Origin of the sequence: Gordonia paraffinivorans (genome assembly GCF_900683595.1) — a bacterium.
Classification (GTDB): Bacteria; Actinomycetota; Actinomycetes; order Mycobacteriales; family Mycobacteriaceae; genus Gordonia; species Gordonia paraffinivorans.
The window spans coordinates 311071-326575 of record NZ_CAACYD010000005.1 but is presented as its reverse complement, the minus strand read 5'-3'; the positions used below and the strand labels follow the sequence as shown (position 1 = coordinate 326575).

Below are 15505 nucleotides of genomic sequence, written 5' to 3'. Positions count from 1 at the left end.
ATCCGGCGGGTGTCCGGTGTACAAAGGACGACGTTGGTGACGTGCGTCACGTTGGTGCGTGGGTGGAGGGGCCCCGAACCACTGCGCGTCCCCGGGTCCAGCACGAACACGAGCCGGTGGTGAGGATGAACGACAAGCAGCTGCAGATGATCCAGTTCGAGAAGAACTGGTACCCGCTCGGCGGGGGGTCGGCCAAGCAGATCACCGAAGAGTTCGGGGTGTCCGACCGTGACTTCTTCGCCGAACTCGACCGCCTTGTCGACACCGATCCGCCGGAAACCCTCAGCGACTCCGAACTGCGTCGTATGCGCCAGGTGATCAAACGTCGCCTCTGGATGGCCCGCTGATCCACGCCATCGCCGTCGGCGGGGATAATCGGGTGGTGCCCTTCTCCGACGACGAACTCGAAGCGTTCTATCGCGAGATCGAGGCACGCACGGCATACCGCGAGCTGATGGAGAACCGTCGAGCGGAGCGTTCCGCCCGCCGTGCCGAACTACCTGACTGCCCGACACCCGACAAACTCCCGTTCACCTCGCCGGCCGCGGCGATGGACGGCATCGAACGGATCAGGGCGCGGACCTTTGGGACCGTGAGTCTGCGCTACTACGAGTGCGCGTGCGGCCGATGGCACATCACCAGTTCGGCGCAGCTGACCCACCGGCCGATAGCGCCCGTCCGTCGGCGGAAGGGTAAGAAGAAGCGGTGATCCCGCCGATCTCGTCATCCCGTCCCGTGCCGACCGTGCTCGTCGAACTCGCCTGCCCGAACACCGCCGACACCGCGCGAGCACACGCCGCGCTCCTGGGCCTTCCGGACGGTTCGTCGTCGGGAGGAGACTCGTTCTCCGTGGTCGTCGGCAATACGGAGCTGCGCCTACGCGAATCCGCCGGCGCCGACACCGAGGGCGATGCGGCGTTCGACGCCGAGCATCGTGTGTACTTCACCGTCGACGATCTGGCCGCGGCCCGGCGGCTCCTGATCCGACGGGGCTTCCCGGTGTCCGACGGCCAATCCGATCCCGGTCCGGTGGGGGAGACGACGCCACTCGGGATCGCCGAGGCCTCGGGCTCCGAGCCGATCCCGGTCGGCGACATCACCGGGATGGACCATCTCGTCTTCGCCGGCGACGACCGTGACCGCGCCGTCGCGCTGTTCGGCGGCGTCTTCGGGCTGGACTTCCGGCTCGACCAGCCGATCGGCGACGCTGCTCGTCAGCTCTTCTTCCGCGCCGACGACCTCATCGTCGAGGTGGTCACCGGTATCCGTGCGGCGGACACCCCTGCCCCTTCGGCAGCCGCATCGCTCTGGGGTGTCGCGTGGCGGGCGCCCGACATCGAGGTCACCCACGCGCGGTTATCGGACGCAGGACTCGATGTCAGTGAGATCCGCGCCGGACGCAAGAAGGGCACCCGCATCTTCACCGTTCGCGAGCGTGCGCTCGGAACCCGAACCGTCGTCATCGGACCGGCCTGAACCCTCGTACGTCGCGGGGTGCGTCGCCGGTCCACAAGCTGAGTCTGTCCTTTCGACGTCTGCTGCGCTAATCTGACTACGAATGTTGTCGAAAGCGGCTTCGGTCGAGATAGGGGTGTCATGACCGCGGTACACGACGAGTCCGTCGCCACTACGTCGGCCGAGGCCGACGAGAGGGCTGCGGATCGGCTGATCAACCATCGCGACACCGACATCGAGTTGATCCCGCCGGACTCGCTGACCGCCCAACTCGTGGGGCTTTATACGTTCTTGCCGATCAACGGCGCTGCGTTCGTGATGCAGGTGATGCATCCGGTCATCGGCGACGTCGTCGACAAGTTCTCGGTCTTCCGCAAGGACCCGGTCGGACGCGCAATCCGCTCGGCCGACTCCGTCCTGCGCTGGACCTACGGCGGCCAGGAGGCCATCGAAGAGGGCAAGCGTCTGCGCAGACTTCACCAGCCGCTCCAGATGCGAAATGCCGAGGGCAAGCACATCAGCGCTCTCAACCCCGAGGCCTATGCATGGGTCATCGCGACCGCATTCCCGACGATGACCACGGCGGCACCCTTGATGCTGGGCCGCGAGTTCTCCGAGGAGGAACGCAAGGAGCTGCTCCGCGACAACCGGCGCATCGCGAAGATCCTCCAGGTCCCCATGAAGGGGTATCCGGAGACACTCGAGGAGTTCGACGAGTACTTCGACGACTTCATCGAGAACAAGCTGGTGCGTCACCCGGTCGCCGTCGAACTGATCGAACAGATGCGCACGGCGCCGCCGGTCCCGAAGACGGTGCCCAAGCCCCTGCGACCGGCGCTGCGGAAGGTCGCCGCGACCGCATCGGTGCCTTTCCAGAACTTCAATTACCTCACCACCGTCGGGGTCATGGACCCACGCGTGCGCGAGATCCTCGGCCTCGGTTGGACCGACGAGGAACAGCGCCACCTGGAGAAGATCCACGCCCGGCTACGGGTCGCCTACCGGACCCTGCCCGAGCGACTCACCTATTTCCCGCTCGCGTACCACGCCCGCCGACACAACGACGCCATCCAGGCGATGAAGCGACGCGAGAAGAAGAGCGCTGCGTACAAGTACGCCTCTCGATGATCGACCAGCCGGGTCGAGGCGACGGTGTTGGGGGCGCATCGACTCGGTACCTCCACGGATTCCGTTCGCGCTCAACCGACATGGATCGGTGAGCGCGAACGGAATCCGTGTCTGTGGACCCGCATCGTTGTTCACTGTTGAGTTCTCAAAGAGCACGTGCGGTCTGCCGGAGCAGCCCGCGGAACCTGGGTTCTGGGAGTGCGGGTCCGCCGGCCCGCGCGAGGTGGTGGATCAGACGAGGGACTCGTGGTCACGGTTCCCTCGACGCCCTGATGGGGTTGGGCTTTCCAGTCCGCGCCCGATTCGAGTGCCGGCCCTGACGGCGGGTCCGGGTCAGGCTGCGAGTGCGTCGAGTGTCATGGTGCGTCGGTTGTGGGCGGGTAGCGGGCGTTGGTGTGGGTCGATGTCGGTGGGTGGGATGAGCCACGGGTGGCGGTCGTGGCCGAGGGTGATGTTCCAGCCGTGGTGGTGGACTCGGGTGTGGCACCGTTGGCAGAGTAGGCAGCCGTTGTCGAGGTTGGTTTCGCCGTCGTGTTCGGTCCAGTGTTCGATGTGGTGGACTTTGAACCGTCCTGGGTCGGATGGAGACCTGGTTTAGGCCACCTCCGCTTCGGAGGCGACGGTCTCACGGTAGCGCGTCTCGTACTCGACCGGCGGGCAGTAGCCGATTGCCGAGTGCAACCGTTCGGTGTTGTACCAATGCACCCATGCGGCGGTTTCGCGTTCGACCTCGGCTCGTCCGGTCCAGGAGCGCTGGCGGTCGATGAGTTCGCTCTTGTACAACCCGATCGTCGATTCCATCAACGCATTGTCCAGGGCATCGCCAACTGAGCCGATCGAGCCGGCCAGGCCGGAGTCGCGTAGCGCCTCGGTGAAGGCGAACGAGGTGTATTGACTTCCCGCATCGCTGTGATGAATCAAACCTGTTGCAGTAAAGGAGAAGTCGGTCCTTCTTCGGGTGAACAGGGCCTGCTCGAGAGCGCTGGTCACCAGCGGTGTCGTCTTGCTCGTCATCACCCGCCAACCCAGGATCCGTCGCGAGTACACATCGACCAGAAACGCTGTGTAGACGAATCCCGACAGCGTCCAGCAGTAGGTGAAATCCGCCACCCACCACTGGTCCGGACGCGACGGCAGCGACCACTGCCGATCCACTAAATCAGGATGGCGCGGCGCGCGATCATCACGCTGGGTTGTGCTTGTGCGGTGCTTGCCGCGCACGACTCCGGTGATGCCGCAGATCTCCATCAGCCGGCCTACCTGATCGCGGCCCATCACCCGGCCCTCACGGCGCATCGTGTGCCACAGTTTACGAACGCCGTACACGCCGCGATTACGCTGAAACGCCTGGTAGACGGTATGAGCGTCGTACGCCTCGGCCATTTGTGTTGCCGAGACCGGACCCGCGTGTTTGCGGGCGTAGTAGGTGGATGGGGCGATCTGCACGCCGTGCTCGGTCAGCACTCGGCAGATCGGGGCGACCCCAAACCGGCCCTTGTGAGCGTCGATGTAGTCGACGATCACCGCAGTCGGCGGTCGACCTCCGCCGCTGCGAAAAACGCCGACGCGGTCTTCAAAATCTCGTTTGCCCTGCGTAATTCGGCGTTCTCCTTGCGAAGCGCAGCCAGTTCGGCGTCCTGTTCGCTCACCGTCGTCGTTCCCCGTGTGGTGACAATCGGCTTATCCTTCTCGATCCAGTTGCGCAACGTTGCCTGGTTGATGTCGAGCAGCGCGCCTACATGCTCGCGGGCGGCGAGTTTCGCGCCGCTGTGCTCGGCGAGGTGGTCGTGATACATCCTCACAGCCCGCTCGCGGGTCTCTGGATCGAACTTCCTTGGTGCAGCCATACCGGCATTCTCCTGGTGAGATCACGGTCTCCACCAGACCCAGGACGGTTCACTTGGCAATGCGAGGGTGGTGCGCCGCATGCGATGCAGGTGTGGTCGCGGATAGTGACCGCTTTGCGGATGTGGGGTGGGAACAGTCGGCGTTCGCGTCCCATCTGTAGGGGCACGGTATCGCCGTCGATGATGATTTCGGTGATGGTGCCGTCGCAGGAAAGGCGTCGGGCGGTGGCGTGGGTGATTGCTCCGGTCCAGGGCATGGTGGCGGGGTCGCCCCCGTCGGCGGGGATGAGCAGGGAGATCTGGGTGCGGGGTGCGCCGATGGTGTCGGTGGCTGCGCCGAGTGCTGCGTGATCTAGCAGCAATTCCAGTGCGTCGACGCGGCGTTGGTCGGCTGTGCGTCGGTCGGGTGAGCCGTCGGGTTCGGGTCGGGGGATGGCGCGTTCGTCGATCATGGCGATCAGCTTTTCGCCGACGACCTGGGTGATGTTGGCGCGCAAGTCGATGCGTCGGTCATCGGTGATCGCGTGTGACAGGGTGTCGAGGTTCTTGTCGTCGCAGGCGGGGATGGCGCCTGCGGTGTCGGTGAGGGTGGTGGCGATGGTGTGTGCGCGGGTGCGGATCTCGGCCGGGGTGGCGCCGGACAGCGCTTGGGTGAGTAGGTCGGTTTCGTACTCGCGGCGGGTGGTGTCGGAGAGCGGGGTGGGGCAGCGTCGCGCGATGGTGGTGATGCCGCGGGTGATGGCGTCGACGGTTTCCGCGGGGAGTCGGGCGTCGGCGGCGTGGCCGGTGGTGGAGCAGAGGGTGTCGAGGTGGGTGGCGTTGTGTGCGAATCGTGTGGCGGCCGCGGGTGGGCAGCCGAGGGTGATGAGCATTCTGGTGGGTGTGGTGCCGGCCCTGTCGGCGGTGGGGGTGAGTGTGGCTGTGTGGGTGGTGATCTGGTGGTCTGCGATGTTGCGGATCTTGAGCCAGGTGGTGAGGGCGGTGTGGGTGGCTTGACCGGTGGGGTCGTCGGCCGGTGGCCGCTTCTGGATGAGGAGGTCGAGGATCTCCTCGAGAGGAATGGTGGACATGACTGCTGCTTTCACGCTGACGGGACGTGGGGTGCGGCGTTCAAGGGAGCGGCGTCGTCGGCTGCACAGTCATCAACAATTCGTTTACATCCGTTGTACATGAGGGGTCTGACAAGAAACTCCGGCAACCCTCCCGGACTGCGAGCCCGAGCGGGAACCCCACCGGCGACACCCGGCCGGAGCGTGCGAGAAGTCTTCTGGCACCGCGGAATCGATCATCGCCGGACCATCGAAAGCCGGTTCGCGATCCCGGGAAGCCGCCCGGCCGTCAAGGCCTCAGGGCACCACGCGCCGCCCACGCCTCAGCCACCCAACACCCCGACCACGTACTCTCCGATGGCCAACGAGGAGGTGATCCCCGGGGACTCGATCCCGAACAGGTGCACGAGTCCGGGAACCCCGTGCTCGTCCGGGCCGAGGATGGCGAAGTCCGCGGTGGCCTCACCCGGACCCCCGACCTTCGGTCGGACGCCGGCGTAGGCAGGGGTCAGCGCGCCGTCGGGGAGACCCGGCCAGTACCGCCGGATCGACTCCTCGAACGAATCCCGCCGGGTCTCGTCGACCGAGTAGTCCGGTTCGTCAGCGTCCAGCCACTCCACGTCCGGACCGAACCGGGCGGCGCCGTCGAGGTCCATCGTGAAATGCACACCGAGGCCGCCGTCGACCGGGACGGGATAGACGAGATGAGCGAAAGGCGCACGCGCACCGGACAATCCGAAGTAGTTTCCCTTGGCCAGATGACGCCGGGGGACAGGGCCGTCGTAACCGTCGAGCGACCGCGCGACATCCCACGCGCCGAGCCCGGCACAGTTCACGACGACCTTCGCCGACGCCGAACTCCCATCGGCCAGCTCCACCGTCGCTCCGCTGCCGTCGATCCGTCCGCCGACCACCTTGCTGCGCAACGCCACAGCGCCTCCACGGTCCTCGACGTCGCGTCGCAAGGCACGGACCACACCGGCGACGTCGACGATCCCGGTCGACGGCGACAGCAGCGCACCCACCCCACGCACTTCGGGCTCCAGCTCGTGCAGTTCGGTGGCGCCGACCCGACGCAGGTCGTCGACCCCGTTCGCCAGCCCGTGCCGCAGCAGTATCTCGAGTCGTCCGAGTTGGGCCTCGTCGGTCGCCACGATCAGCTTTCCCGGCCGGCGCCGGGCAACCCCGCGCTCGTCGCAATACCGCGTCAGCATCTCGCGGCCTCGTACACACAACCGCGCCTTCAGGCTGCCCTCGGGATAGTAGATCCCGGCGTGGATGACCTCTGAACTCCGCGAAGTCGTCTGCGCGCCAACGGTATCCGCGGCCTCCAGCACCACCGTTTCGCGGCCGGTCTCGGCCAGTGCCCGCGCGACCGCCAGCCCGACGATCCCGCCGCCCACCACCAGACACTCGACTCGTTCCACCATGTCCTCCCGGTTTGCACAGCGAACCTACCGGACGCGGCCTCCGGCCTCGGGCACACTTGGTTGATGAGGCACTCAGACGTACTCGCGATCGTGCAGGCCGGCGGGCGTGGTTCCCGTATGGAGGTCCTGACCGATCGGCGTGCCAAACCGGCGTTGCCGTTCGCGGGGAACTACCAATTGATCGACTTCCCGCTGTCGAACCTGCACCACTCCCACATCGACGACGTCTGGCTGTGCGTGCAGTACCAGGCGGAGAGCCTCACCCGACTCGTCGCGGGCGGGCGGCCCTGGGACCTGGACCGGACTCGCGGCGGCCTCCGGATCGTCATGCCCGAGCAGACCGATGCAGCCGAGACCGAGGACGGTTTCGCCACCGGCAACGCCGACCTTCTCTACCGCATCCGCGACCGCATCGCCGAGCGGTCTCCGGCCGAGGTCATCGTGATGAGCGCAGACCATGTCTACGACTTCGACTTCCGCGACGCCCTCGACACCCACCGAGGCCACGGCGCGGAGTGCACCGTCGTCACCACCACGTGTTCGCTCGACGAGGCGTCGCAACACGCCACGGTCACCGTCCGCCGGGACGGCACCGTCCGAGAGTTCCGGTACAAGCCCGACCGCGCGAAGATCCGCACCATCGCGACCGAGATCTTCATCTACGACCCGGAGGTCCTCGTCGAGGGTCTCGAGACCCTCAAGCGCGCCACCACCCGGGACTCGGCGGCCGACGACACCGGCCTCGGCGACTTCGGCGAGCACCTGCTGCCGTGGTTCGTCGACCGCGGGAAGACCGTCGCCCACGCGATGTCCGGGTATTGGATCGACGCCGGGCGCCCCGAGACCTATCTGCAGGCGCACCGTGACCTGATCGGTGGAAGAATCGACGTCTTCCGCTCGGACCGGCCGATCCTCACCAACCAGCCCCAGCGGTCCGCGGCCCGCGTCGACGCCGGATCCGTCGTGGAGGACAGTCTCCTGAGCAGTGGGTCCCGCGTGCGGGGCACCGTCCGGCGCAGCGTGCTCGGCCCCGGGGTCATAGTGGAGAAGGGCGCGACGGTCGTCGACAGCATCGTCTTCGCCGACTCGGTCATCGGCGCCGGCGCGACGGTCGCCTGGTCGATCGTCGACGAACGTGTCCGGGTCGGACCGAACGCAACTGTCGGCGGGCACCCCCGGATTCGCCCGGTCCCGACAGAGAAGATCACCCTCGTCGGCATGGACACGCAGATTCTTCGCGGGGCCCGGGTCGCGATGGGAGCGCGCGTCGGGTCCAACCGCCGAGTCCGCTGACACGGCCGCATGGGAGACGACCTGGGCTGATAGCCTCGCGCGCGTGATCGAGACCGCGCGCACCTGGCGAGACCACGACCCGGACCCGGCCGCCCGTGCCGAACTGACCCGGCTGATCGACGCCGCCGACGGAGGGGACGCCGCCGCAGTCGCCGAACTGGGGTCCCGATTCCGCGGACCCCTGACCTTCGGCACCGCCGGCCTGCGCGGTGAGGTCGGGGCGGGGGAGAGCCGCATGAACGTCGCGACCGTCGTCCGCGCGACCCACGGCCTGGGTCGCTACCTCGTCGACACCGTCGGTCCGGACGCCCGCGTCGTCGTCGGGTGCGACGCCCGGCGCGGCTCCGACGCCTTCCTCGACGCCACTGCCGAAGTCCTTGCCGCGCAGGGGCTCACCGTGCTCACACTCCCGCGTCGGCTGCCCACCCCGCTCACCGCATACGCCACGCGTGCGCTCGACTGCGACGCCGGGGTGATGATCACGGCCTCGCACAACCCGCCCGCGGACAACGGCTACAAGGTCTATCTCGGCGGGCGCGCGACCGACGACGCGGGGCGCGGTGTCCAGATCATCTCGCCCGCCGACGTCGAGATCGCCGCCCGCATCGACGCCGCACCACCGGCCGACGAGGTCCCACGGATCACGGCCGGCATCACCGAGCTCGACGACGAGATCGTCGACGCCTACATCCGCCGCACCGCGGGGCTCCGACGCTCCACCGCACCCAGTCCGGTGCGCGTCGTGCTCACCGCTCTCCACGGGGTCGGAGGGCAGACCGCGCTCGCCGTCCTCGACCGCGCGGGCGTCTCCGACGTCCATGTCGTCGACGACCAGTTCACGCCCGACCCGGACTTCCCGACCGTCGCCTTCCCCAACCCGGAGGAGCCAGGTGCTCTCGACCTCGCCCTCGACCTCGCGCGCTCCGTCGACGCGCACGTCGTGATCGCCCTCGACCCCGACGCGGATCGCTGCTCGGTGGCGACACCCACCCGCGACGGCGGCTGGCGACAGTTGTCCGGCGACGAGCTCGGCTGGCTGCTGGGGGAGCAGGCCGCCTCCGACCCCGACCGTGCCGGGCACACGCTGGCCTGCTCGATCGTGTCGAGCCGGCTGCTCGGCAAGATCGCCGCCCACCACGGACTGGACTTCGCGGCGACGCTCACCGGCTTCAAGTGGATCGCGCGCACCTCCGACCTCCGGTTCGGGTACGAGGAGGCGATCGGCTACTGCACCGATCCGGAAACGGTCCGCGACAAGGACGGCATCTCCGCGATGGTCCGCGTCGTCGACCTCGTCGAGGACCTGGCCCGACGCGGCCGGACCCTGGAGGACCAGCTCGACGGCCTCGCCCGACGCCATGGCCTGCACGCCACCGCGCCGCTCACGATCCGCGTCGACGACGTCGCCGAGATCGCCCCGATGATGTCCCGGCTCCGCGACTCGCACGTCGCCTCGCTCGCCGGCTCCGACGTCGTGGAGTTCCGCGACCTCGCCGACGGCTCCGCAGGCCTCCCGCCGACCGACGGCATCCTCCTGCGGACTGCTGCCGACGACCGGGTCGTCATCCGGCCGTCGGGCACCGAACCGAAGCTGAAGTGCTACCTCGAGGTGGTCCTCGGCTGCCCGGACGGCACGATCCCGCGGGATGCGGCCGCCGCTCGCCTCGCCGCGTTGAAGGGCGACGTCGCCACGCTTCTGCGCAGCTGAAGCCGCGTCCCGGATCCGGGGACCGGGCCTACCATCGAGGCCATGCCCCGATCCGACGACGCCCAGCGTCTTCGCGACCTCACGCTGCTACGCAGGGTCCGCGACCGGATCGACCGCGAGTACGCGCAACCCCTCGACGTCGAGGCGCTCGCGCGCGGCGTGAACATGTCGGCCGGACACCTGAGCCGAAAGTTCAAACAGGCCTACGGCGAATCCCCGTACTCGTATCTGATGACCCGCCGTATCGAACGCGCGATGACCCTTCTCCGCCGGGGCGACCTCAGCGTCACCGAGGTCTGCTTCGAGGTCGGTTGCCAATCACTGGGCACCTTCAGCACGCGCTTCACCGAGCTCGTCGGGGTTTCCCCGACCGTCTACCGGGAGCGTTTCGCCGACGAGGCCGACGGCATCCCGTCGTGCATGGCCAAGAACGTCACCAGACCGATCAGGAATCGAGAAGCGCGGCGCGGCTGACGCTGCCTAGCCTGAATCCCATGAACATCACCATCCAGTACGCATTCCTCCCGCACACCGATGCCGAAGCGGCACTCGGCTTCTACCGCGATCTCCTCGGTTTCGAGGTCCGCAAGGACGTCGGGTACGAGGGCATGCGGTGGCTCACCGTCGGACCGCCGAACCAGCCCGGCACCTCGGTCGTCCTGTATCCGCCCGGCGCCGAACCCGGTATCACCGACGCCGAGCGCCAGACGATCCTCGAACTCATCGCCAAGGGTGCTTACGGCGCACTGACTCTCGCCACCGAGGACCTCGACGGCCTGTTCGAGAAGCTGCAGGCAGAGGGCGCCGACGTGGTGCAGGAGCCGATGGATCAGCCCTACGGCGTGCGCGACGCCGCCGTGCGGGATCCCTCCGGCAACCTCATCCGCATCGACCAGGCGAGCTGACCCGTGTGCGGGCCGGGCCGGCTCCCGCCGCCGGAGGCCTTCGCCGAAAGCCCCGGCGACCCCGACCGCGAACGTGGTTGGATCGACGGGGACCCACAGACGCAGACCGCCTACGACCTGCGAGCCGGTGCCGAGGCGCCTGCCGAAATCTGTACGAATCGTGAAGATCGCTGCGCCCCAACGGTCGTGGCCTGATGGAGAGACGATGAGCCAAGCCACCAGTTCCGCCTCCCGCTCGACGAAGCCCGGCACCGATGACCCCGGTGTGCATCAGGCCGACACGCATGACCGGATCCGGGTCCACGGTGCCCGCGAGAACAACCTCAAGGACGTCGACGTCGAACTGCCCAAACGCCGTCTGACCGTTTTCACCGGTGTGTCGGGTTCGGGCAAATCGTCCCTGGTGTTCTCCACGATCGCCGCCGAGTCGCAGCGACTGATCAACGAGACCTACAGCACCTTCGTCCAGGGCTTCATGCCGGCGATGGCCCGGCCCGACGTCGACGTGCTCGAGGGACTCACGACGGCGATCATCGTCGACCAGGAACGCATGGGCGCCAACGTGCGCTCCACGGTCGGCACCGCCACCGACGCCAACGCCATGCTGCGAATCCTGTTCAGCCGCTTGGGCAAGCCGCACATCGGTCCGGCGCAGGCGTTCTCGTTCAACGTCGCGTCGGTCAGCGGCGCCGGCGCGGTCACCGTCACCAAGAGCGGCCGGCAGGTCAAGGAGCGGCGCAGCTTCTCGATCACCGGCGGCATGTGTCTGCGCTGCGAGGGGCGCGGCGAGGTCTCCGACTTCGACCTCACCGCCCTCTACGACGAGACGAAGTCGCTCAACGAGGGCGCCCTCACCATCCCCGGCTACTCTATGGACGGCTGGTACGGGCGGATCTACCGGGGCTGTGGCTTCTTCGACCCCGACAAGCCGATCGCGAAATTCACCAAGAAACAGCTCGACGACCTCCTCTACAAGGAGCCGACGAAGATCAAGGTCGACGGCATCAACGTCACCTACGAGGGCCTCATCCCGAAGATCCAGAAGTCGATGCTGAGCAAGGACCGTGAGGCCATGCAGCCGCACATCCGGGCGTTCGTCGACCGCGCCATCACCTTCCAGACCTGCCCGGAGTGTGAGGGAACACGCCTGACCGCCGAGGCGAGGTCGTCGAAGATCAAGGGCATCTCGATCGCCGACGCCTGCGCCATGCAGATCAGCGACCTCGCCGAGTGGGTGTCCGAACTCGACGAGCCGTCGGTCGCACCCCTGCTGAAGAGCCTGCGCGAGCACCTGCAGTCCTTCGTCGACATCGGCCTCGGCTATCTCTCCCTGGATCGTCCGGCCGGCACCCTCTCCGGCGGTGAAGCCCAGCGCACCAAGCTGATCCGTCATCTCGGGTCGTCGCTGACCGACGTCACCTACGTCTTCGACGAGCCGTCGATCGGCCTGCACCCGCACGACATCCAACGCATGAACGACCTGCTGCTGGCCCTGCGCGACAAGGGCAACACGGTGTTGGTCGTCGAACACAAGCCCGAGGTCATCGCGATCGCCGACCACGTCGTCGACCTCGGCCCGGGTGCGGGCACCGACGGAGGCGAGATCGTCTTCGAGGGTTCCGTCGAGGATCTGCGCAAGGCCGACACCCTCACCGGACGTCACCTCGACGACCGCGCCCAACTCAAGCCGGAGGTCCGCACGCCCACCGGCACGATCGAGGTGCGCGGCGCCGACAAGCACAATCTGCAAAACGTCGACGTCGACATCCCGCTCGGGGTCCTCGTCGTCCTGACCGGTGTCGCCGGATCCGGCAAGAGCTCGCTGGTCGACTCCTCGGTCGCCAACCGCGAGGGCGTGGTCTCGATCGACCAGACCGCGATCAAGGGTTCCCGACGCTCCAACCCGGCGACCTACACCGGCCTGCTCGAACCCATCCGCAAGGCGTTCGCCAAGGCCAACGGGGTGAAACCGGCCTTGTTCAGCGCGAATTCGGACGGCGCATGTCCCAACTGCAACGGTGCCGGCGTGGTCTACACCGACCTCGCGATGATGGCGGGAGTTGCCGCGCCGTGTGAGGTGTGCGAGGGCAAGCGATTCCAGCCGGAGGTGCTCGAGTACACCTTCGGCGGCCGCAACATCAGCGAGGTGCTCGAGATGTCCGTCGCGCAGGCCGAGGGGTTCTTCGGTTCCGGCGATGCGAAACTGCCTGCCGCGCACAAGATCCTGAAGCGACTCGTCGACGTCGGGCTCGGCTACATCAAGGTCGGACAGCCGCTGACCACACTCTCCGGCGGCGAACGCCAGCGCCTCAAGCTCGCCGTGCACATGGGGGAGAAGGGCGACGTCTACATCCTCGACGAGCCGACCACCGGCCTGCACCTCGCCGACGTCGAGCAGCTGCTCGGACTCCTCGACCGTCTGGTCGACTCCGGTAAGTCGGTCATCGTGATCGAGCATCACCAGGCCGTGATGGCGCACGCCGACTGGATCATCGACCTCGGCCCCGGCGCCGGCCACGACGGCGGACGGATCGTGTTCGAGGGCACGCCCGCCGACATCGTCGCCGACCGGTCGACGCTCACCGGCAAGCACCTCGCCGAATACGTGGGCGCCTGACCCCAACGCCATGGCTCCGGCTCCGCGCTCACCTGCGGTGTGGGGTCATGGCGTTGGTTCCGCGCATCTCACAGCCCGCTCGGGGCCGTGTGAGATCACCGTTACCCGCCCCTTGCGGCGCCACAGCCTCGACGCAACGCGGCGGCGTCAGTGTCTGTGCATGGACAAACAACTGTTGGAAGAAAGCCTCGCCCTCGTCGATCTCCCCGATGCCGGTCTCACGGTCAGGTTCTACGACATCCTCTTCGAGCGTTACCCCGCGGTGCAGCCGATGTTCCAGCGCGACACTCGCGTGCAGGCCGAGATGCTGCGGACCGCGGTCGTCTCGGTCCTCGACCACCTCGAGGACGCCGAGTGGCTCACCACCAATCTGCACGCGCTCGGAAAGCGCCATGCCGAACTCGGCGTCACCCGGCCCATGTACTCGGCGGTCGCCGAATGCATGATCGCCGTCATGAGCGAGATCGGTGGCGACCGATGGACCGACGCGATGACCGAGGCGTGGCAGGAGGCGCTCGGAGCAGTCGCCGGCATCATGCTCGACGGCTATCCGGAGGAGGCGGCCGAATCCGGCGCCGCCTGAGACCGCAGATCGTCTGACAGCCCAGGCCTGCAGCGGGGTCACCGCCGCCCCCGCTGAGGTCCCGACCGTCCGCGATACGATCCCGCTCGGAAGAGAGAGGGCTCGTGACAGTTGTGGACATTCCCCGGCAGGGGATCGATCGTTTCCTTCACTCGACATGGGCACGAGGACTGGCGCTGGTCGTCTTCCTCGCGAGCGCTGCGGCGGCGATCTTCCTGTTGCCCAACCAGCCGCCGGTGCCGTACCGCATCGACTTCGACGTCTATCGGCTGGGCGGGCAGGTCCTGCTCGACGGCGGCGACCTCTACGGCCCCCTGCCGCAGCTCGCCGAGGGTGCGTATCTGCCCTTCACCTATCCGCCGCTCGCCGCGGCCCTGTTCACGATCTTCACCGTCGTCCCGCTCGGAGTCGGCCAGGCGGTCTTCGCGGCGATCTCCATCGCGTGCCTGCTGCTGGTCTGCCGCATCGTCCTCGGGCACCTGTCCGTCCGGCCGAACGTCGACCTCTGGTGGCTGGCCGTCGCCGCGACCACGGTCGGGCTCTGGCTCGAACCGGTCCGCGACACCCTCAACTTCGGGCAGATCAACCTCGTCCTCATGACGCTGGTGATCGTCGACGCCCTGGTCGGTCGCGGGAAGTGGTGGAGCGGGCTGCTGGTCGGCCTGGCCATCTCGATCAAGCTGACCCCGGCGGTCTTCCTGCTGCTGTTCTTTCTGCGTCGCGACTGGCGCACCCTCGTCGTCAGCGCGGTCTCCGCCGTCGCCTACGCCGGTATCGGCTACCTCGTCGCGCCCGACGACTCGGTCACCTACTGGACCTCGACGCTCTTCGACACCGACCGCATCGGCAGCCCGCATTTCGCCAACAACCAGTCGCTCAAGGGCGAGCTCGGCCGCCTCGGCACCGAGTCCACGGTCGCCTGGTTCGTCGCGTCGCTGATCGTCGGTCTTGTCATCGCCTGGGCGGCGTGGCGGCTGATCTCGGCATCCGAGGCCCCCGCAACCCTGGCCCCCGCGGCCAAGCCCCCCGCAACCCTGGCCCCCGCGACCGAGGCCGCTGAGGCCGGCACCACCGCGCGGCCCGACGGTCCGACCGACGTCGCGTCCGTTCTCACCGTCGCCTTCGCGGCCCTGTTCTGCTCACCGGTCGCCTGGGACCACAGCTGGGTCTGGATCGTGCCCCTGCTCCTGACGCTGGCCGCCTTCGCGGTCCGCCCGGGCGCGTCTGCGATCTGGTGGTGGCTCATCGGCACCGGTCTCGTCGTGTTCGCAGTGTCCCCGCATCAGCGCATCCCGCAGCGCTACGACGCGGAGCTGAGCTGGGTCTGGTGGCAGCACCTGGTCGGGTCGTCGTACCTGATCTGGGGCCTGGCCGTGATCATCGCCCTCGGGGTTTGCGCGCCACGGCCGGCCGCGACGAAGCCCGTCCCGGACAGCTGGGTCGGTTGACCCGCTCAGATCTTCACCGACACGCCTCTTGAAACAAGCCGG

At 67.7% G+C, this 15505-nt stretch carries 14 protein-coding genes, 1 pseudogene and 1 other annotated feature; of the genes and pseudogenes, 11 read left to right on the top strand and 4 right to left on the bottom strand.

All coding sequences use genetic code 11. The features are described 5' to 3' along the window. The first annotated feature begins 125 nt into the window (after positions 1 to 125). The 4 genes from E1P53_RS03630 to E1P53_RS03615 all read left to right on the top strand — a co-directional run bounded on the left by E1P53_RS03630 (position 126) and on the right by E1P53_RS03615 (position 2583). A complete protein-coding gene (locus E1P53_RS03630; RefSeq protein ID WP_109236985.1) occupies positions 126 to 347 on the top strand; it encodes a DUF3263 domain-containing protein in 222 nt (73 codons plus the stop codon). A 35-nt stretch (positions 348 to 382) separates the two neighbouring features. Further along, on the top strand, positions 383 to 709 hold the full coding sequence (locus E1P53_RS03625) for a hypothetical protein (RefSeq protein WP_131733508.1): 327 nt from the start codon (positions 383 to 385) through the stop codon (positions 707 to 709). Then, positions 706 to 1476 (top strand): VOC family protein, encoded by a 771-nt coding sequence (locus tag E1P53_RS03620; RefSeq protein ID WP_131733507.1) that lies wholly within the window; start codon positions 706 to 708, stop codon positions 1474 to 1476. Before E1P53_RS03625 ends, E1P53_RS03620 begins: the two co-directional genes overlap by 4 nt. 120 nt (positions 1477 to 1596) lie before the next feature. Continuing rightward, positions 1597 to 2583 (top strand): oxygenase MpaB family protein, encoded by a 987-nt coding sequence (locus tag E1P53_RS03615; protein WP_006899407.1) that lies wholly within the window; start codon positions 1597 to 1599, stop codon positions 2581 to 2583. A 333-nt stretch (positions 2584 to 2916) separates the two neighbouring features. Here E1P53_RS03615 and E1P53_RS03610 read toward each other — a convergent pair. The 4 genes and pseudogenes from E1P53_RS03610 to E1P53_RS03595 form a co-directional block, all read right to left on the bottom strand. Beyond that, positions 2917 to 3159, bottom strand: a pseudogene (locus E1P53_RS03610) (HNH endonuclease); the annotation flags it as partial. Between the two features lie 18 nt (positions 3160 to 3177). Continuing rightward, positions 3178 to 4430, bottom strand: a protein-coding gene (locus tag E1P53_RS03605) for an IS3 family transposase (protein ID WP_131733353.1) whose coding sequence is annotated in 2 segments (ribosomal slippage) — positions 3178 to 4136 and positions 4136 to 4430 — 1254 coding nt in all. Because the reading frame shifts where the segments join, the coding sequence is not laid out codon by codon here. Next, positions 4015 to 4146: a sequence feature (AL1L pseudoknot), on the bottom strand. (Overlaps the previous gene by 132 nt.) Next, the gene (locus tag E1P53_RS03600) at positions 4382 to 5500 is read right to left on the bottom strand and encodes a DUF222 domain-containing protein (RefSeq protein ID WP_244941109.1); all 1119 of its coding nucleotides are present in this window, start codon (positions 5498 to 5500) and stop codon (positions 4382 to 4384) included. The genes E1P53_RS03605 and E1P53_RS03600 overlap by 49 nt, the downstream gene beginning before the upstream one ends. Positions 5501 to 5802: 302 nt before the next feature. Beyond that, positions 5803 to 6906: an NAD(P)/FAD-dependent oxidoreductase gene (locus E1P53_RS03595; protein ID WP_181954812.1), complete on the bottom strand. Its 1104-nt coding sequence runs from the start codon at positions 6904 to 6906 to the stop codon at positions 5803 to 5805. A gap of 66 nt (positions 6907 to 6972) precedes the next feature. Here E1P53_RS03595 and E1P53_RS03590 point away from each other — a divergent pair, with 66 nt between their 5' ends. From E1P53_RS03590 to E1P53_RS03560, 7 genes are all read left to right on the top strand, one after another. Next, positions 6973 to 8202 carry a glucose-1-phosphate adenylyltransferase family protein gene (locus E1P53_RS03590; RefSeq protein ID WP_131733505.1) on the top strand — a complete coding sequence of 410 codons (1230 nt, stop codon included), beginning with the start codon at positions 6973 to 6975 and terminating at the stop codon, positions 8200 to 8202. A 43-nt stretch (positions 8203 to 8245) separates the two neighbouring features. Beyond that, the gene (locus E1P53_RS03585; protein ID WP_131733504.1) at positions 8246 to 9910 is read left to right on the top strand and encodes a phospho-sugar mutase; all 1665 of its coding nucleotides are present in this window, start codon (positions 8246 to 8248) and stop codon (positions 9908 to 9910) included. 42 nt (positions 9911 to 9952) lie between these two features. After that, positions 9953 to 10384 (top strand): helix-turn-helix transcriptional regulator, encoded by a 432-nt coding sequence (locus E1P53_RS03580; RefSeq protein WP_131733503.1) that lies wholly within the window; start codon positions 9953 to 9955, stop codon positions 10382 to 10384. A 20-nt stretch (positions 10385 to 10404) separates the two neighbouring features. Then, on the top strand, positions 10405 to 10815 hold the full coding sequence (locus E1P53_RS03575; RefSeq protein WP_109237006.1) for a VOC family protein: 411 nt from the start codon (positions 10405 to 10407) through the stop codon (positions 10813 to 10815). 205 nt (positions 10816 to 11020) lie between these two features. Next, a complete protein-coding gene (locus tag E1P53_RS03570) occupies positions 11021 to 13432 on the top strand; it encodes an ATP-binding cassette domain-containing protein (protein ID WP_181954798.1) in 2412 nt (803 codons plus the stop codon). A gap of 160 nt (positions 13433 to 13592) precedes the next feature. After that, entirely contained in the window at positions 13593 to 14015 is a 423-nt protein-coding gene (locus tag E1P53_RS03565; RefSeq protein WP_131733502.1) for a globin domain-containing protein, read from the top strand. Between the two features lie 104 nt (positions 14016 to 14119). Further along, positions 14120 to 15463, top strand: coding sequence for a glycosyltransferase 87 family protein (locus E1P53_RS03560; RefSeq protein ID WP_131733501.1), 1344 nt, complete (start codon positions 14120 to 14122; stop codon positions 15461 to 15463). Positions 15464 to 15505: the final 42 nt, after the last annotated feature.